The sequence below is a fragment of the Pseudomonas sivasensis genome (genome assembly GCF_052938085.1).
This window is the reverse complement of sequence record NZ_CP176442.1, coordinates 4,068,094-4,085,497: the sequence shown is the minus strand read 5'-3', so window position 1 is coordinate 4,085,497 and position 17,404 is coordinate 4,068,094. Positions and strand designations below refer to the sequence as shown.

Below are 17,404 nucleotides of genomic sequence, written 5' to 3'. Positions count from 1 at the left end.
TAAGCATTGCTTACTCACTTAGGAAATGCGGTAAATGGTCGAGTTGGATTTTTTCTATCAAATCTGATCTCCGCTTTGTCCATGCTCTCAATGTACCTAGGGTTATTTTTGTCCCTGCTGTTGGGTTTGTAGCCTCGTCCAGCGTCGGGTAACTCAACCACCACCACTGGGTTGCCCTTCATGTCAATTCCTGTAGGCGATGGCGAGTTGCCCTGCATCCTGCCTAGCGCTTTATTTATAGCGTGAAGCTGCATTTTCCAGGATTTAAATTGGGAACTGGAGTTAATTTGTGCTCTCTTCCCAGTGGTTGGATTTGTGCCGTCGATGGATCGTTGCTTCAAAGCATGGTCTGGTATCTCTGGACCATGCTTTTCAGCAGCGTGCATGTTGTACTCTTGCTCCCAATTCAGCACTTTTCGTTTCGCATTTGCTTGTGTCAGTTCGTCTATTTTTGCCTGTCGTTCAGTCCGAGCGAGTTGGGGCAGTGCGGGGGTACCCTCATTGGCGCTCGGCTTCGGATGGGCAGAAGTCGCATTAGGTTCACATCTGTCGTTAGGACAAGTACTCAATCCCAGCGGATCCACCCACCCCGTAGGATTAGGCACGTACTGGTACGCGTTGATCCCCCCCGCCAACTTCACCGGATCTGGCGTCAGGTAACGACCAACATCCGGATTGTAGTAGCGATGCCGGTTGTAATGCAGTCCGCTTTCCTGATCAAAGTACTGACCCTGAAAGCGCAGCGGATTGTCTATTTTTCCTCTGTCGAGACGGCTGATCTGGCCGTAGGCGCGGTAGTGCGCGGACCAGACGATTTCGCCGTTTGGATCGGTCAGTTCCTGCGGTGTGCCGAGGTGGTCGAGTTGGTAGTGGTAGGGCTTGGTTTCCTCAGGACCCAAGCCTTCCAGCAGTGCCAACGGGCGGAAGCTGTCGGGTTCGTAGACATAGCTGCGGTGGCTATCCGCACGATGCTCGGCAATCAGCTTGTCGCCTTGCCAGAAAAACTCCGTGGTTAAACCGTCGACGGTTTTGCTGATACGCCGCCCGAACGGGTCATAGCGGTAGCTGGCGGTTTGGCCGTTAGGCTGGGTAATGCCAATCAACCGGTGTTGGCAGTCGTAGCGGTATTCGGTGACCAGCGCGTGCCCACGGCCGCGCCGTTCGCGGATGAGGTTGCCGAAGGCGTCGTAGTCGTAATGCCGGTCGCCTTGGATCATCAGGCGGTTGCCGGCAACGATGTCGGGGCCGGGGCGGTCGTGCATGAGCAGGTTGCCGGCCGGGTTGTGGCCGAAGCGTTCCTGTAGGTCTTGGGAGTGATCGGCGCGGGTGAGGCGGCCTAGTGGGTCGTAGTGGTAGTGGTGTTCGCCTTTGCGGGTGTCGAGCAGGCGGGTGAGGTTGCCGGATCTGTCGTAGTCGTATTGGCGTTGGAGCAGGTGGTGTTCTTGCTGCGTTACGGCATGGGCGTGCAGGCGGTGTTGGTCGTCGTAGTGGTAGTGGCTGAGCAGTTGGCCTTGTTGGCGTTGGTGTTCCTGGCCGGCTTTGAACAGGTGCGAGGTGAGGGTTTTGCCGTTGAGTTCGACGGTGGCGAGGTGGCCGCCTTTGCTGTGGTTGAAGGTGAGGCGGTTGTTGTCCGGCAGGCGCAGGTGTTGAAGTTGGCCGCAGGCGTCGTAGCCATAACGCAAGGTGCCCCAGCCTTGATGCTCGGCGGTGAGGCGGTTTTGCTGGTCGTACTCGTAGGCCAGCGCCCAGTGGCCGTCGTCGACGCTGAGGAGATTGCCTTGGCGGTCGTAGGCGTAATCGGTCTTGCTGCCGTCGGGTAGCGTTTTTCTTACGAGGCGGCCGGCGTAATCGCGTTCATAACGCGTGACGAGCTGACTGCCGTCGTCGCCGTGTTCGGTTTTTTCCTGCAGGTTGCCGTTGAGGTCGTAGACGTAGGCGGTGCGTTGCCCATCAAACCCGACTTCCTGCTGGATCAGGCCGTTGGGGTGGTAATCCAGCCGGTAGGTTTCGCCGACTTCGTTTTCAATTTCGGTCAGCAGTAGGCGGACGTTGTCGTAGCGATAGTTGACCTGAGTGCCATCGGCATTGATGCGACGGCTGATCAGGTGCAGGCCGTCGGCGTATTCGTAACGGGTAATGCGCCCCAATTCATCGCGTTCGGCGGTGATTTTTCCGTAGGGGTTGTAGCTGTATTCCCGCGTTGCGCCGCCGGGCAGGACAATACGAACCAATCGACCGACCGCATCCCACTGATACTGGGTCAGCGCGCCATGTTCATCCTCGCGGGCAATCTGCCGGCCCAGGTCGTCGTAGCGATAACGCTTGATCCCACCATTGGGCAGTTGCTCTTCAACCCGTTGGCCGCGTTCATTCCACACCAACCGCTGACAACTGTGATCGGGATGCCAAACGCCAATCAGTTGCCCGTATTTGTTGTAGCTGTAGTCGGTGATATGGCCGTCGGGATCGGTCCTGCGGGTAACGTCGCCCTGGTCGTTACGCTCGTACTTCCAGACCGCTGAGCCACGCCTTACAACCCGTACGAAGCCATTGTCATGCTCGTAGGACGTTGGCTCATCGTCTCCAGGAAACAGCGCCACCAAACGTCCGGCATCGTCGTACTGATACGCCGTTACTGCACCGAGCGGATCCTGCTCGACCGTCAGTCGACCCTGGGCATCGTAGGATTTGAAATGCTTAGCGCCGTCCGGATCGATGCGCTGCACCAGCCGTGCGCGGTCGTCGTGGACGTAAATTTCCTGGCTATCATCGGCGTTGTGAACGACAACACTGCCGTCGTCCCCCCAGACATACCGCGTATCCATCTGCGAAAAACTGGCCCAATGCCGGACACATCGCGCCGCTTTGCCGGACCGTTCCCACGCCCAAAAGAAACTCGCCCCACCGGCCAGACCGCGCTCAAGAATCACGTGCTGATCGTCGTAGCGGTAAGTCTCGCTTTCGCCTACCGCATTGGTCGCCGAAACCAATCGGCCAATGTCGTCATAGGCGTAGGAAACAACACTCTGCTCCGTGATCCAGGCGTAAGGCTCATGTCCCTTGGCCCGCTGAATCTGGTAGTCCACCGCCATGATGCGGTCCGACTCGTAACGCAAGAACAGCGAAGAACCCGCACCGTTATCCAGCCGTTCAATGCGCCCTGAAAAGTCTCGGGAAATCCGCAGCCGGTTGTCGTACGCATCACTGATCGAGACCAACGCCCCGTCGCGAAAGTGATAAAACCGCGACGCCTGGGCCAACACCAACTCATCCGGCGACGCGCCTAAATAGATCGCTGCTTCGGCCAGGCTGTTGGTGATCGAGGGGCGAGCCACCGTCGGCAAGGGCAGGGTGGTCGCACGGTTTTCATGGTCCGTCCACGTCACGGAATCGCCCGACACAACAAGCCGATGCGCCAGCGAATGACTCCACCCAAACCCCAGCCCACAATCCACTTCCACCGCACTGGTGCGATACAACCGCGTCCACTCGAACGGCAAAATCCCGTCCAACGTGCCATCGGTGAGCGTGAGCAATTCCTCCCCGGTAACCATCGACACGGGGCAGCCGTTGGTTACCGTCTTATCCGAACAAGCCGCTGCATCGCCCTTCGGATTCGTCGATACAGCAGGCACATCATCGACAGGCTCCTGCCTGACCAACGCCGTCTTCTGTGTCCTGTTACGAACCGCCGGCACCGGGTTGGAAATCAACTGATCCCCAGCCTTCAACGGTGCAACCGGCACCGCCTTGATCGGCGTCGCCGCACTGCTCAACAACAACGGCTTGAGCGCCTCGGCATGGGTATCCAGCTTCGGCCCCACAAGCTGCTTGGCCAGCAACTCCAACAACGCCCGCGCGCGGCCGGATTTGATCGAACTCAGCGTCTGCGCACCCACGCGTACCGCCACACCTGTGCCCGCCGTCGCCCACATCAGCAGCAGGTTGATCAGCACTTCACCGGTGATCTCGCCCAGTAATTCATACATGTCTGGCGGCGGTAGCAGACGTATCCAACTGACGATCGCCGAGACATAGATGAACAGCAGTGGCTCATCGCTCAGCACCAGCAAGCCCTTGGCAATCGCGTCTGCACCCTGTTTCAGCAGCTCATCAAGCTCGGCCTGGGAGAGGTAGTGCAGCAGCTTCTCGCTATTCGCTTTGAGATCGGCGAGCAGGTCATAGAGCTGGGTGATGTTGTCCCACAGGTTGTAGAGCGCATTGGCCATCCCGGTTGAAAATGCCACGCCCTGCATCGCGCTGCGTTCCAAGGGTGTGGCGTTGGCAAAGTCTTGCCATTGGGGTTGGAACGTCTCCGTCCACTCATCCCGCAGACGACCCTCCAACCCCGCAATCACCGTCTGATAAGACGCATACAGCGCCTTGACGTGATCCTTGGAAACGTTGGGATAGAAGGTGATTTGGTACGGCTGATTGCGATCACACTCGGTGATTTCGAGGATGCCGCTGGGGCCGATGGTTCGATACAGCGGCAGACCTACCGGGCTGCCGTCCGCCGCGATGGCTTGCAGCATCACCGGCGTATTGCCGATAGGCACGAAGCGCGTGCTTTCGAACATATGCACCAAGGTCAACGAGCCTTGGGCACTGCACATCGCAACTGTTTTGCTCGGGGCTTTGGAAGAAACCGGCGCGACCAGCGCCACCTCGTCCCCTACCTTGAAGACCTGCTTGACTTCCAATGCCGAACCGCTCCAGAAGCTTTCGGCCCAGGTATCAAAGGTGTTCAGGCAATGACGGAAGTCCCCAAAGACGCGCTCAACATCCGGCGCCTCGGGATCCATGGGTGCCAGGACAAAGCTGGCAATGACGGGAATCAAAAGACAGCCCCATCAGTTGGGGCCTTAACGAAAAAAACCATCTGCAATCCCTCGCACTGTGTATTCAGGCGAGGGACTTTGCAGGCGTTTTCCGCAGCGGGGAGTAGCGCTTATCCGGCGCTTGCGTGGGAAGTTTCCGCGGCGTTTCCCCCCCTTCGGTCATACAGCAGGCAGGGACGCGAACCCGCGTTAGACTTACCGGTCAATATCCGCAACGCTTGGCCCATCGTCCTCGAGGAAGCCCCATGTCCCCACGCCGCCTGATCCTGTGCCTCATCCCCTTGCTGGTGCTGGCCGGTTGCTCCACTTCACGCGGTCCGCAGCAACCGGAGCGCAGCGAGGCCGAGGTGAAGGCGCAGATCGTGCGTCTGCTTCCAGCCAAGGTGGCGGATCGCAATGGTTGGGCCCAAGACATCTACACCGCTTTCGACACCCAAAAGATCTACCCCAGCACCGAGAATATTTGCGCTGTGCTGGCGGTGACTGAGCAGGAGTCCACTTATCAGGTGGACCCACCCGTACCCAATATGGGCAAGATCGCCCAGGACGAAATCCTGCGCCGCGCCGGCAAAGTGCATGTGCCGGCCTTCGTGGTGCGCAGCGCGCTGCAATTGAAGTCGCCCACCGGAAAGTCCTACGCCGACCGGTTGAGTGCGGCACTTACGGAGAACGACCTCAGCGCCATCTTCGACGACTTCATCAGCATGGTGCCCTTGGGCAATACGTTGTTTGGTGGCTTCAACCCTGTGCACACCGCTGGCCCCATGCAGGTCAGCATCGACTTTGCGCAGAAACAGGCGCGGGGTTATCCCTACACGGTGGACGGCACGATTCGTCGGGAGGTCTTCACTCGGCGTGGCGGCATGTACTTTGGCATCGCCCACTTGCTCGGTTATCCGGTGAATTACGACCAGCCGCTGTACCGTTTTGCCGACTTCAACGCGGGCTGGTATGCGAGCCGCAATGCGGCGTTCCAGGCAGCGGTCAGCCGTGCTTCAGGGGCTGAGTTGGCGCTGGATGGGGACTTGATCCGCTATGGATCACTGCTGCCGGGCACCACCGAACTGGCGGTGCGCTCCCTGGGCGCCAAGCTGGACATGCGTAACCCCAGCATCCGCAGCCAACTGGAGCAGGGCGAGCAGTTGGATTTCGAGGACACCACCCTTTACAAGCGTGTATTTGCGTTGGCTGACAAGGCTGCTGGTAAACCGATGCCTCGGGCGATCCTGCCGGGCATCGTGCTCAAGAGTCCAAAGATCACTCGCAACCTGACCACGGCATGGTTTGCCAAGCGGGTGGATGAGCGGTTTCAGCGCTGTATGAAGCGCTGATCACCTTTGTGGCGAGGGGGCCAGAGGACGCTCACTGGCCACAGGACGCCTGCCCCTCACGACAAATTTACGCCACAGCCAAACCCACAACCACACCACCGGGAACGCCAGGATCACGAACGGCAGCACATAGCTGGCGCGTTCCAAGGCATCTGCGGTGCCCTCTACCAGATTAGTCCCCAGGTTGCTGAACATCCGGCTGAAGCGTGAAGCTTGGTTCGCGCCATCGGATGAGCGGAAGTTCAAGGTGACGCGGTTGGTGTCGAGACGACGTTGCTGGCCGGCGGCAATCTGGGCAAGTTCCTTCAGGTCGTTTTCAATGCCGGCCTGTTCCTTGCTCAAGGCGATCAGGTCGCTAACGGTGATGTCCTTGCGCTTGGCCAGTTCGTCGAGACGTTGTTGCTGGGCCTGCAGGCGGGCTTGGCGGCGGTTTACATCGGCAACTGCGTCGGCCAGGTCTTCGGCGGTAGTGATGCGCTGGCCAAGTGTGCCGCCTTCAGCCGCCATGGCGACTATCGGTTCCACACCCATTGGTGCGATGCGCAAGATGATCTCGCCACCGCTACCGTCTTCGGTGATACCCAGGATATTGCACGCGCCAAACCTCGCTGTTTCACACGCCTCACGGGTGGCCTGCATCCTTGGCGCGAGCAGGGCGCCGGGCAGGGCCAGGGTCAATTCATGCTCATAGGCTAATTGGGCACCGGCTTTGCCTTGTTCACCGTTGATCACCGTGGCGCGAGAGTGATCCTTGGGCGAGCAGCCGGCCAGCGCCAGGCCGGTCAGCAAGATCAACAGTGGCACGCGAAGCGATTTAAGGTTGCCGTCCGGATGGCGCATTGCAGTTCCTTGAGGTGTGCGGGGAAATTGGCGGCGATTAAAGCGGGTCTGGCGGATTAACGCAAAGCATCGCGCAAGATTTGCGCAGTTGATGGTGATGGCTACCGTTTGGAGCGTGGCGTACATGTCAAACCTGACGCCAAGGAAGAACTGCCATTGCTCGCGCCGTGCCTGAAGGTTTTGCCCCTCTGCCTCGTAGCAGCCCATTACTCGACCTGCTTGGCCCTGCGTATTGCCGGGGGGAGGGATTGCAACTGGAAGTCGGCCTGCGCGCCGACAATCGCCACGCCAATGGGCGCGGCACGGTGCATGGCGGGGTCTTGGCAACCCTGGCGGATATCGGCATGGGCTACGCGATGGCGTTTTCCAGTGAGCCGCCGTTGCCGCTGATTACTGCGAGCATGACCGTGGATTACCTGGGGGCGGTGCAGGTGGGCGAGTGGATTACCGTGCGCTTGGAGCATCACAAGCGTGGGCGGCAGATGGCATTTGGGACGGTGAGTTTGCAGGTGGGGGAGAAGGTTGTGGCGCGGGCGAATGCGGTGTTTGCGGTGCCTCAGTCTGACACCCAATGAAGATCTGATGTGGGAGGGGGGCAAGCCCCCTCCTGCATTATCAGCCGCGTTCGAGGGCGAGGGCTACGCCTTGGCCGCCACCGATGCACAGCGTTGCGAGGCCTTTCTTGGCGTCGCGCTTGATCATTTCATGCAGCAGGGTCACCAGCACGCGGCAGCCTGAAGCGCCGATGGGGTGTCCGATGGCAATGGCGCCGCCGTTGACGTTGACCTTTTCGGCGTCCCATTCCAGCTCTTTGCCCACCGCCAACGCTTGAGCGGCGAAGGCTTCATTGGCTTCGATCAGGTCCAGGTCACTCAGTTTCCAGCCAGCTTTATCCAGGCATCGACGGGTGGCCGAGACCGGGCCGATGCCCATGATCGCCGGGTCGACGCCGGCGTTGGCGTAGCTGGCAATTCGCGCCAATACCGGCAGGCCGAGGGCCTTGGCTTTGTCGGCACTCATCAGCAGCACCGCTGCGGCGCCGTCATTGAGGCTTGAGGCGTTGCCGGCCGTGACACTGCCGTCTTTCTTGAACGCTGGTTTGAGCTTGGCCAGGGATTCGGCGGTGGTGCCGGCGCGCGGCTGTTCATCCACGGCGAAGGACACGGGGTCGCCCTTGCGCTGGGGGATCAGGATCGGTGTGATTTCGTCCGCAAAGCGCCCGGCTTCGATGGCCGCGCTGGCTTTTTGCTGCGATGCGGCAGCGAACGCGTCCTGGGCTTCACGGCTGATGTTGTACTTGTCCACCAGGTTTTCGGCGGTGATGCCCATGTGGTAGTCGTTGAACGCATCCCACAGGCCATCGGTGATCATGCTGTCGACCATTTTGGCGTGGCCCATGCGCAAACCGGTACGTGCCGCGGGCAATACGTACGGGGCAAGGCTCATGTTCTCCATGCCGCCGGCGATGATCACGTCCGCGTCGCCGCAACGGATGGCTTGGGCGCCGAGGTAAAGAGCCTTGAGGCCTGAGCCGCAGACCTTGTTCAGGGTCAGGGCGGGCACGGCGTGGGGCAGGCCGGCGAGGATCGACGCCTGGCGCGCCGGGTTCTGGCCTGAGCCTGCGGTAAGTACCTGGCCAAGGATCACTTCATCCACTTGAGCCGGGTCCAGGCCGGTCTGCTCCAGCAGGCGACGGATCACGGCGGCGCCCAGTTCCGGCGCCGGGATGCTGGCCAGGGAACCTTGAAAGCTGCCCACGGCGGTGCGGGTGGCAGCAACAATCACGACGTCTTGCATGGAATCTGTCCTCACTGGAAGTGCATTTCTGGAACGTGGTCCGGGACGATCAGTTTACCGGCGGTCTTGCTCACAATCTCTTCAACGCTGACGCCTGGTGCGCGTTCCTTGAGGACAAAAGCGCCATTTTCGATTTCCAGGTACGCCAGGTCGGTCAGGACACGCTTGATGCAGTTGGCGCCGGTCAGCGGCAGGCTGCACTGGCTGAGCAACTTGGATTCGCCGTCCTTGGACGCGTGAGTCATGATCACGATGATGTTTTCCGCGCCTGCCACCAGGTCCATGGCGCCGCCCATGCCTTTGACCAATTTGCCAGGGATCATCCACGAGGCGATGTTGCCGTGTACGTCGACTTCAAACGCGCCAAGCACGGTGAGGTCGACATGGCCGCCGCGAATCATCGCGAAAGACTCGGCAGAGGAGAAAATCGATGCGCCGATACGCGCGGTCACGGTTTGCTTGCCGGCGTTGATCATGTCGGCATCGATGGTTTCTTCGGTAGGAAACGGCCCCATGCCCAGCAGGCCGTTTTCCGATTGCAGCATGACTTCCATGCCTTCGGGAATGTAGTTGGCCACCAGGGTCGGAATGCCGATGCCGAGGTTCACGTAGAAACCGTCCTGCATTTCGCGGGCGACGCGTTGAGCCATTTGTTCGCGGGTCAGAGCCATGGTTGTGTTCCTCTTATTCTTAGGGCTGGAGGCGGATTATTTGCGCACGGTGCGCTGTTCGATGCGCTTCTCGAACGTGCCGCAGATGATCCGGTCGACGTAGATGCCAGGGGTGTGGATCTGCGCCGGGTCCAGCTCGCCCGGTTCGACGATTTCCTCGACTTCGACCACGGTGATCTTGCCGGCAGTGGCGGCCAGCGGGTTGAAGTTCTGGGCGGTGTGGCGATAGATGACGTTGCCGAAGTGGTCGGCTTTCCAGCCTTTGACGATGGCGAAGTCGCCGGTGATGGATTCTTCCATCAGGTACGGACGACCATTGAATTCGCGGGTTTCCTTGCCCTCGGCGACGGGGGTGCCAACACCGGTGGCGGTGAAGAAGGCCGGGATACCGGCACCGCCTGCGCGCATTTTCTCTGCGAGGGTGCCCTGGGGGGTGAGGACCACTTCAATTTCGCCGCTGAGCAGTTGTTTCTCGAACAGAGCGTTTTCACCCACGTAGGAGGCGATCACTTTGCTGATCTGTTTTTCTTCCAGCAGCACGCCCAAGCCGAAACCGTCGACACCGCAGTTGTTGGAAACGACGGTCAGGTCGCGGGTGCCTTTGCGCTTGATCTCGTTGATGAGGTTTTCTGGAATGCCGCACAGGCCAAAACCGCCGGAGAGTACGGTCATGCCGTCTTCCAGGCCTGCCAGCGCTTCTTCATAGGACGCTACGCGTTTATCGAAACCTGCCATATGCACCTCTTTTATTGTGTGTGGTCCAGCCAGTGAACCGAGTGTTGCGCTGACGGATTGATTTGTTAAGTTGTTTTTTAAGGTTGATTGATTTAAAAAACAGCATAGTTCATTCCCCCTCGGAGCAGCGTCATGACCGTTAAGCAGATGCGGGCGTTTCTCGCCGTGGCCCAGAGCCTGAGTTTTGCCGCCGCCTGCGAGCGCTTGCATCTCTCTCAATCGGCGCTGAGCCTGACGATCAAGGGCCTGGAAGAAGGATTGGGTGGCCGTTTGTTCAGCCGTAACACCCGCAACGTTGCACTGACCCCGGAAGGTGAATCCCTGTTGCCCCTGGCGCGCCGGCTGATTGCGGATTGGGACAATGCCGAAGATGAGCTGCGCCAACGGTTCACGCTGCAACGCGGTCGGGTCACGGTGGCGGCGATGCCATCGTTTGCAGGCAATTTGCTGCCGCCGATCCTGAAGATATTCCGTGCACGTTACCCCCAAGTGAATGTGACAGTGCATGACTTGATCAATGAGCAAGTGCTGGAGATGGTTCGCGACCGTCAGGTGGAGCTGGGCGTCGCATTTGAGCCGTCGGAAGGCTCGTCTTTGGCATTTACACCGTTGTACTTGGATCGCTTTATTGCCGTGGTGCCGGGTGATTCGCCTTTGGCGCAATGTGCCGAGATCGATTGGGCGACGTTGCTGGAGCAGCCGTTCATCACGTTGCAGCGACCGTCCACGGTACGAGTGATGCTGGAAGAGCACTTGGGCGCGTTGCAGATGAAACTGCCCGTGGCGCTGGAAAGCCATCAACTGGCAACGGTTGGCAAGATGGTTGCCAATGGCCTCGGCGTCAGCGCCGTGCCTGCGTTGTGTGCCCAGCAGATGGAAGAGGCTGGCGCTCATTGCATCACCTTAAACAGCCCGGTGATTGAGCGGCCGATTGGTGTGCTGACCAAGCCTGGGCATGAGCTGTCGGCGGCGGCGCAAGTATTGTTTGATATTTTTCGGGATGAAGCGGGGAAGGGGCGGTTTCCGGCGTTGTTATAAGGCAGCAATTAAAAAGCCCGCTCGAACTAACGAGCGGGCTTTAATATTTAATGCTGAGTGATCAGCAGTATCTATCAATCACTTTTACTTGCGATTGGCCTTTAAGGTTCTGCCATTCGGTATTGAGTGTATGAAAGACCTGCTCGATAAAGTTGCGATCAGCCGCGGCCTTCTTGCCGACATAACCCTGGCCACGGCGGTACACCTTCAGGCGCGCTGCCAGTTCACGGTTATTGCGGTCAAACTCGGCTTCTTCGGTATTGGGCTCCAGGCAGTCAAGTTGCACTTCGCCCGATTTGCCAATCCACAAGATATGGTCGTCGAGTGTGTCTTTCTGCGCTGCGAACATCTCAGCCAATTCATCGATAGTTGGTTGGTTGTTCAGATTCATGTGTAAGCCCCTTGACCAGTTGGCGATCTATCAGTTAATTCCGTTAAAACTGCTTAGTTGTCTCCGGTTCTGAAAACCGGGCGTCAGTGACGGTCTGCCGAGTACGGGCAGGGTCTTGAACCTGATGCATGTAGTCTTGCTGATGAACTGCTACGCAATGGTTTCATAACGAAGACAAGCAGCGTTTGAGCTCCTTGTACCCATCCCTCCGGGGTGGGTCAGCTTCATCAATCTGCCTTTTGGGCAGTGCACATCCGGAAAAAACAGCTCGGCGGTCAGACGAGCTCTTTCAAAACGCTTGTTACCAACGCTCCCGATCCGGGAGACGTCTCGATAATGCAAGGACAAAAAGGTTACGTCAACGGTTGTGTAGTGATTATTTTTATTCACTACATAAATCGTTGTGGGGACGGGGAAATGCGGGATAACGTGACTTGGGCGTCACTTTTTGGAGGTTTGGTTCGGTCTTCGAAGGCTTTAGTGGCGAGCATCCAGGGGTGAGCGTTCCACACTTCAGATAAGCCGTTCCGCCAGCAAGGGCAGTAATACCTCGCACGATGCTTGGACCTTCATCTGCAACAACTCATCCCCACGGGTCTTGCCCAGGTTGATGGCGATCACCGGTTTGCCTTGCTCGACCATTGCCTTGCACAGACGAAATGCCGAATAGGCCATCAGCGACGATCCCACTACCAGCAACCCCTCGGCATGTTCCACCGCAGCCATCGCTGCGGCGGCCGTTGCCGTGGCGACGTTTTCACCGAAAAACACTACGTCCGGCTTCAGTCGTTGACCGTGGCAATAGGGGCATCGGGGAACTTGGAAGCGCTCTTCAAACGCAGGGTCGAGGAGGGTATCGCCATCCGGCGCTTGAACGGCATCAACGCCCGCCAGATAGGGGTTCTCGGCTTCCATCAACCGTTGGATGACGTTGCGATCACTGCGCTGCTGACAGTCAAGGCATAGCACCCTGTGCAGGCTGCCATGCAGTTCGATCACGTCGTGACTACCGGCTTGGTCATGCAGCGTGTCGACGTTTTGCGTGATCAGCCCGCTGATGCGCTGGCGTTGCTGCAGCGTCGCCAGCGCCATGTGCGCTTTGTTCGGCGTGGCAATGCGTACCCTTGGCCACCCCAGCATCGCGCGCGCCCAGTAACGGCGACGAGCCTGTGGCGTGGCCAGGAATTCCTGGTACATCATCGGCGCCTTGCCTCGGCGCACGCCCTCGCTGTCGCGGTAATCGGGAATTCCCGACGAAGTGCTGATCCCCGCACCGGTCAGCACCAGAAAGCGCCGTTCGGCCATGGCCCGGTGCAGGATGTCGAGGTGGTCTTCCTGGTGTTCCTGGCTGTCGAGCATGGGGTCTCCCTATTCGCCGCGGATGTACTGCTCCAGCTGTTTAATCAGGTCTGCCTGGTCGGCAATGGCTTCCTTCACCAGATCGCCGATGGACAACAGGCCCAACAGCTGACCTTCTTCGACCACAGGCAGGTGGCGAAGGTGACTGTCGGTCATGATATTCATGCACTCATCGACCTTTTTGTGAGGGTCGACGCATATCACCGGCGAACTCATAACTTCATCGACCCGCGTCGTTACCGACGATAGACCTTTGAGAATGAGCTTACGTGCGTAATCGCGCTCGCTGATGATCCCCACCACCACGCCTTCCTTGACGACCGGCAAGGCCCCGACGTTTTTCTCCGACATCCGCACCAGCGCTTCAAACACGGTGTGGTCCCATTGGATGGTGTGGACGTCCTGGTTTTTAAGATCCTTGGCTTTGAGTACTTCTGCGACAGTTTTCATGGCGGCCACTCCGGTGTTGTTATCAGGTAGTCAAGGTGCCCTAAAGAATCCTAGACGGCCTGCGCGGGAGCAAGGTCCAAAGCGGCGTTAAACCCGTCGAAAAACGTCATTCGCCGGATTTTTTTGCGGTTTACCCCGCAGTTGTCGGCTTTTTGGCGCGCTTTGGTCCGGTAGCGGTCTTGCGGGGGGCGCTCTTGCGTTTCTTTTTCCACGGGGCTGTGCCTCGACCTGCGGGGCTTGCCGGACCAGTGATGGTCATGCGCATACCATTGCATCGCGCCACTTGTTTGCTCATCCAGGCCGCCTGCTTGGCGACGAACTCTTCCAGGCTCATTTCGCCGCTTTGCACCATGTCCAGCGCTTGTTCCCAGATTGCGGTGGTGCCGGGGTCGGCGATGGCGCGGGGCACTGCGTCGATCAGGCTGAACGCCGCCGGGGTAGCCGACAGCGCCTTGCCGTTCTTCACCAGGTAACCTCGATCAAGCAAACCCTGGATAATCCCGGCGCGGGTCGCTTCAGTGCCGATACCAGTGGTGTCCTTGAGTTTTTGCTTGAGGAGCGGGTCTTCCACCAGTTTGGCGACGTTTTTCATTGCCTTGATCAGGTCGCCTTCGGTAAAGGGTTTGGGCGGCTGAGTCCACAAATCCTTGAGGTTGACCTTGTCCACTGCGTAGTCCTGGCCCTGTGTCAGCGTCGGTAAGGCCTGTGGCGCAGGTGTCTCACGGCCTCTGGTCGGCGCCAACGCTTCGGGCAGGGCGCGCTTCCAGCCTGGCTCTATCACGACTTTGCCGACCGCGCGCAATGCGAAACCTGCGCAGTCGAAATCCGCCTGGGTGCGATCGTATTCATGGTTGGGCAGGAACTGCGCCAGGTAGCGCGCACGAATCAGCGTGTACACCGCGCGATGTTTACCGGTGAGTTGCCCGACGTCCTTGCCAGCGCCCGTGGGGATGATGCCGTGGTGAGCGCTGACTTTGGCGTCGTTCCAGGCCCGCGAGCGGCGTTGGGGGTCGAGATGGGGCATCAGTTCGTTGACTGCCGTATCGGCACGGCCCAGTGCGGCGAGAATCTTTGGTGCGTCGCTGTGTTGGCTCACCGGCAGGTAGCCGCAATCACTGCGCGGGTAGGTGATGACTTTGTGGGTTTCGTAGAGGGATTGGGCGATGTCCAGGGTTTCCTGGGCGCCGAGGCCGAGCTTCTTGGAGCAGATCTCCTGCAAGGTGCCCAGGTCGAAGGGCAGGGGCGCCACTTCGCGCATGCGTTCGGTTCGCAGTTTTACCAGGCGTGCGCTGGAGGCGCGGGTCATGGCATCGGCGGCTTCTCGGGCAAGTTGCGGGTTCAGGCAGCGGCCTTGGTCGTCGCAGGCATCTTCGGCAGCCCGCCATTGGGCGGTGAAGGTCATGCGTTCGTGGCGCAGGTCCACATCGATGGCCCAGTAAGCCACGGGGACGAAATCGGCGATGCTGCGATCGCGGTCCACCACCAGACGCAAAGTCGGGGTTTGCACCCGACCCACCGGCAGCACACCTTGATAACCGGACTGACGCCCAAGGAGCGTAAACAGGCGACTCATGTTCATACCGATCAGCCAGTCGGCGCGGGAGCGGCCCAGGGCCGAGTGATACAGGCTGAACGTCTCTGCACCCGGCTTGAGCGCCGCCAGGGCTTTGCGAATGGAGGCGTCATCCAGTGCCGACAGCCACAAACGCTGGATCGGCCCGCGATAACGACAGTGTTCCACCAGCTCCCGGGCGATCATCTCGCCCTCGCGGTCGGCGTCGGTGGCAATCACCAACTCCTGCGCTTCCCCCAGCAGGCGCTTGACCGCCTTGAACTGGCTGGCGGTCTTGGGCTTGACCAGCATCTTCCATTTTTCCGGGACGATTGGCAGGTCGGCCAGTACCCAGCGCTTGTACTTGGCGTCATAGGCATCGGGCGGAGCGGTTTCCAGCAGATGGCCGATGCACCAGGTGACGGTGACCCCATTGCCCAGCCAGCAGCCGTCGCCCCGGCGACTGGCGCCGAGCACGGCCGCGATGTCCTTGGCCTGGGAGGGTTTTTCACAGAGGTACAGCCGCATGGTCAGCCCATTCGTTACACAGATGAATGGGGAGCAGAATGGGCAAAAGAAGGGATTTGATCAACCTTTATCTGGATGGATATACAGCAAATTATGTGAACACTGCGAAGCCAATATGCGAGGGGGGTTGCTCCCGATTGTGGTCTATCAGTCACTGTAACGGTGACGGAACCACTGCTATCGGGAGCAAGTCCCCTCCCACAGGGGACTGTCGCCGTTCTGAAGATCAGTTGTTATCGATATCCACATGCCGCGTTTCTTTGAGGAAGAACAGCCCGACAATCAGGCTCACCCCGGTAATCACCACCGGGTACCACAAGCCGTAGAAAATATCCCCTGTGTACACCACCAGCGCAAACGACACGGTCGGCAGGAACCCGCCAAACCAGCCGTTACCGATGTGGTATGGCAGTGACATCGAGGTGTAGCGGATACGCGTCGGGAACAGTTCCACCATCAGGGCCGCCAACGGGCCGTAGCACATGGCTGCGATCAGGATCAGCGCAACGATCAGTACCACTACCATGACTTTGTTGACCTGAGCCACATCCGCCGAAGTCGGGTAACCGGCCAAGGTTACCGCGCCACGCAGGGCTTTTTCGTCAAAACCGTCGATACGCACGTCGCCCACGCTCACCTGCACCGGGCTGCCGGCGGGGGCGGCGGCGCTGCTGTAGGGCAGGCCTTGCTTGACCAGGAAGGTCTTGACCTTGTCGCACGGGCTGTCAAATTTTGCCTTGCCCACGGGGTCGAACTGGAAGGTACAGGTGGCTGGGTCGGCCAGTACGGTGATCGGGGCCTGGGTGCTGGCCTGGTCCATCGCCGGGTTGGTGTAGTGCGCCAGGCTCTTGAAGATCGGGAAGTACAGCAAGGTAGCCAGCAGCAGGCCGAGCATCAGCACCGGCTTGCGCCCGACTTTGTCCGACAGCCAGCCAAAGAAGATAAAGAACGGCGCGCCGATCACCACGCTGATGATCAGCAGCATGTTGGCCAATGCAGGGTCCATCTTCAGGAATTGGGTGAGGAAGAACAGCACGTAAAACTGCGCCGCGTAGAAGGTCACCGCTTGCCCGCCGTTAATGCTGAACAGCGCAATCAGCACGACCTTGAGGTTTTCCCATTTGCCGAAGGACTCGCGGATCGGCGCCTTGCTGGCCTTGCCTTCCTCTTTCATCTTCAGGAAGGCCGGCGACTCGTGCAGGCTCATGCGGATCCATGTGGAAATGCCCAGCAGTACGATGGAAAACAGGAACGGAATGCGCCAGCCCCACACTTCGAACTGGTCGCCGGTGAAGTAGCGGCAGGCCAGCACCACCAGCAGCGACAGCAGCAGGCCGAGGGTAGCGGTGGACTGAATCCAACTGGTATGGAAGCCACGTTTGCCGGCGGGTGCATGCTCGGCCACATAGGTCGCCGCGCCGCCGTATTCACCGCCCAACGCCAGGCCTTGCAGCATGCGCAGCACGATGAGAATGATCGGCGCCGCAATGCCGATGCTGGCGTAGGTCGGCAGCAAACCGACGCAGAAGGTGGCGACACCCATCAGGATGATAGTCACCAGGAACGTGTACTTGCGCCCGATCATATCGCCCAGACGGCCGAACACCAGCGCGCCGAACGGGCGCACCACAAAGCCGGCTGCAAAGGCCATCAAGGCAAAGATAAATGCCGTGGTGTCGTTGACCCCGGCAAAGAACTGCTTGCTGATCACGGCCGCCAGCGCGCCGTAGAGGAAAAAGTCATACCACTCGAACACCGTCCCAAGGGACGAGGCGAAGATGACCTTTTTGGAGTCGTTGCTGGCGCTCGCGTCTCTCGTCGAGCCCAGGGTTTGAGCGTGTTCTGACATCGGGAAGCCCTCACAGTGATTA

13 protein-coding genes are annotated in these 17,404 nt (G+C 59.4%); 3 read left to right on the top strand and 10 right to left on the bottom strand.

Annotated elements, in window-relative coordinates; translation table 11 throughout:
• Window positions 1–14 precede the first annotated feature (14 nt).
• Window positions 15–4,841: an RHS repeat-associated core domain-containing protein gene (locus tag ACKZ62_RS18670; protein ID WP_447095646.1), complete on the bottom strand. Its 4,827-nt coding sequence runs from the start codon at window positions 4,839–4,841 to the stop codon at window positions 15–17.
• 245 nt (window positions 4,842–5,086) lie between these two features.
• On the opposite strand from ACKZ62_RS18670, the gene ACKZ62_RS18665 reads away from it, so the two are divergent.
• Window positions 5,087–6,172 carry a DUF1615 domain-containing protein gene (locus tag ACKZ62_RS18665; RefSeq protein WP_447095645.1) on the top strand — a complete coding sequence of 362 codons (1,086 nt, stop codon included), beginning with the start codon at window positions 5,087–5,089 and terminating at the stop codon, window positions 6,170–6,172.
• Here ACKZ62_RS18665 and ACKZ62_RS18660 read toward each other — a convergent pair whose 3' ends face one another.
• Entirely contained in the window at window positions 6,173–7,012 is an 840-nt protein-coding gene (locus ACKZ62_RS18660) for a DUF4349 domain-containing protein (RefSeq protein WP_447095644.1), read from the bottom strand.
• Window positions 7,013–7,167: 155 nt separating this feature from the next.
• On the opposite strand from ACKZ62_RS18660, the gene ACKZ62_RS18655 reads away from it, so the two are divergent.
• Window positions 7,168–7,587: a PaaI family thioesterase gene (locus ACKZ62_RS18655; RefSeq protein ID WP_447096970.1), complete on the top strand. Its 420-nt coding sequence runs from the start codon at window positions 7,168–7,170 to the stop codon at window positions 7,585–7,587.
• A 40-nt stretch (window positions 7,588–7,627) separates the two neighbouring features.
• Here ACKZ62_RS18655 and ACKZ62_RS18650 read toward each other — a convergent pair whose 3' ends face one another.
• From ACKZ62_RS18650 to ACKZ62_RS18640, 3 genes are read right to left on the bottom strand one after another with little or no spacing between them, the layout of a single operon-like run.
• Window positions 7,628–8,809, bottom strand: a complete 1,182-nt coding sequence (locus tag ACKZ62_RS18650) for an acetyl-CoA C-acetyltransferase (RefSeq protein WP_447095643.1) — start codon at window positions 8,807–8,809, stop codon at window positions 7,628–7,630.
• Between the two features lie 11 nt (window positions 8,810–8,820).
• A complete protein-coding gene (locus ACKZ62_RS18645; RefSeq protein WP_032886654.1) occupies window positions 8,821–9,480 on the bottom strand; it encodes a CoA transferase subunit B in 660 nt (219 codons plus the stop codon).
• 36 nt (window positions 9,481–9,516) lie between these two features.
• Window positions 9,517–10,215, bottom strand: coding sequence for a CoA transferase subunit A (locus tag ACKZ62_RS18640; RefSeq protein WP_032886653.1), 699 nt, complete (start codon window positions 10,213–10,215; stop codon window positions 9,517–9,519).
• Window positions 10,216–10,347: 132 nt separating this feature from the next.
• Here ACKZ62_RS18640 and ACKZ62_RS18635 point away from each other — a divergent pair, with 132 nt between their 5' ends.
• Entirely contained in the window at window positions 10,348–11,253 is a 906-nt protein-coding gene (locus tag ACKZ62_RS18635; protein ID WP_032886652.1) for a LysR family transcriptional regulator, read from the top strand.
• A 61-nt stretch (window positions 11,254–11,314) separates the two neighbouring features.
• Here ACKZ62_RS18635 and ACKZ62_RS18630 read toward each other — a convergent pair whose 3' ends face one another.
• The 5 genes from ACKZ62_RS18630 to ACKZ62_RS18610 all read right to left on the bottom strand — a co-directional run bounded on the left by ACKZ62_RS18630 (window position 11,315) and on the right by ACKZ62_RS18610 (window position 17,382).
• Entirely contained in the window at window positions 11,315–11,644 is a 330-nt protein-coding gene (locus tag ACKZ62_RS18630; RefSeq protein ID WP_032886651.1) for a hypothetical protein, read from the bottom strand.
• A 513-nt stretch (window positions 11,645–12,157) separates the two neighbouring features.
• Entirely contained in the window at window positions 12,158–13,003 is an 846-nt protein-coding gene (locus ACKZ62_RS18625; protein ID WP_095186512.1) for an NAD-dependent protein deacetylase, read from the bottom strand.
• 9 nt (window positions 13,004–13,012) lie between these two features.
• Window positions 13,013–13,453 (bottom strand): CBS domain-containing protein, encoded by a 441-nt coding sequence (locus ACKZ62_RS18620; RefSeq protein WP_032886648.1) that lies wholly within the window; start codon window positions 13,451–13,453, stop codon window positions 13,013–13,015.
• Window positions 13,454–13,583: 130 nt separating this feature from the next.
• Window positions 13,584–15,533: a DNA topoisomerase III gene (locus ACKZ62_RS18615; protein WP_447095642.1), complete on the bottom strand. Its 1,950-nt coding sequence runs from the start codon at window positions 15,531–15,533 to the stop codon at window positions 13,584–13,586.
• Window positions 15,534–15,759: 226 nt separating this feature from the next.
• Window positions 15,760–17,382: an MFS transporter gene (locus ACKZ62_RS18610; protein WP_032886646.1), complete on the bottom strand. Its 1,623-nt coding sequence runs from the start codon at window positions 17,380–17,382 to the stop codon at window positions 15,760–15,762.
• Window positions 17,383–17,404 lie beyond the last annotated feature (22 nt).

Excerpts from the sequence above, each read along its gene's own strand:
- ACKZ62_RS18660 (WP_447095644.1), bottom strand. The coding sequence starts at position 7,012 with ATGCGCCATCCGGACGGCAACCTTAAATCGCTTCGCGTGCCACTGTTG.
- ACKZ62_RS18630 (WP_032886651.1), bottom strand. The coding sequence starts at position 11,644 with ATGAATCTGAACAACCAACCAACTATCGATGAATTGGCTGAGATGTTC.
- ACKZ62_RS18620 (WP_032886648.1), bottom strand. The coding sequence starts at position 13,453 with ATGAAAACTGTCGCAGAAGTACTCAAAGCCAAGGATCTTAAAAACCAG.
- ACKZ62_RS18665 (WP_447095645.1), top strand. The coding sequence starts at position 5,087 with ATGTCCCCACGCCGCCTGATCCTGTGCCTCATCCCCTTGCTGGTGCTG.
- ACKZ62_RS18640 (WP_032886653.1), bottom strand. The coding sequence starts at position 10,215 with ATGGCAGGTTTCGATAAACGCGTAGCGTCCTATGAAGAAGCGCTGGCA.
- ACKZ62_RS18615 (WP_447095642.1), bottom strand. The coding sequence starts at position 15,533 with ATGCGGCTGTACCTCTGTGAAAAACCCTCCCAGGCCAAGGACATCGCG.
- ACKZ62_RS18635 (WP_032886652.1), top strand. The coding sequence starts at position 10,348 with ATGACCGTTAAGCAGATGCGGGCGTTTCTCGCCGTGGCCCAGAGCCTG.
- ACKZ62_RS18610 (WP_032886646.1), bottom strand. The coding sequence starts at position 17,382 with ATGTCAGAACACGCTCAAACCCTGGGCTCGACGAGAGACGCGAGCGCC.
- ACKZ62_RS18625 (WP_095186512.1), bottom strand. The coding sequence starts at position 13,003 with ATGCTCGACAGCCAGGAACACCAGGAAGACCACCTCGACATCCTGCAC.
- ACKZ62_RS18650 (WP_447095643.1), bottom strand. The coding sequence starts at position 8,809 with ATGCAAGACGTCGTGATTGTTGCTGCCACCCGCACCGCCGTGGGCAGC.
- ACKZ62_RS18645 (WP_032886654.1), bottom strand. The coding sequence starts at position 9,480 with ATGGCTCTGACCCGCGAACAAATGGCTCAACGCGTCGCCCGCGAAATG.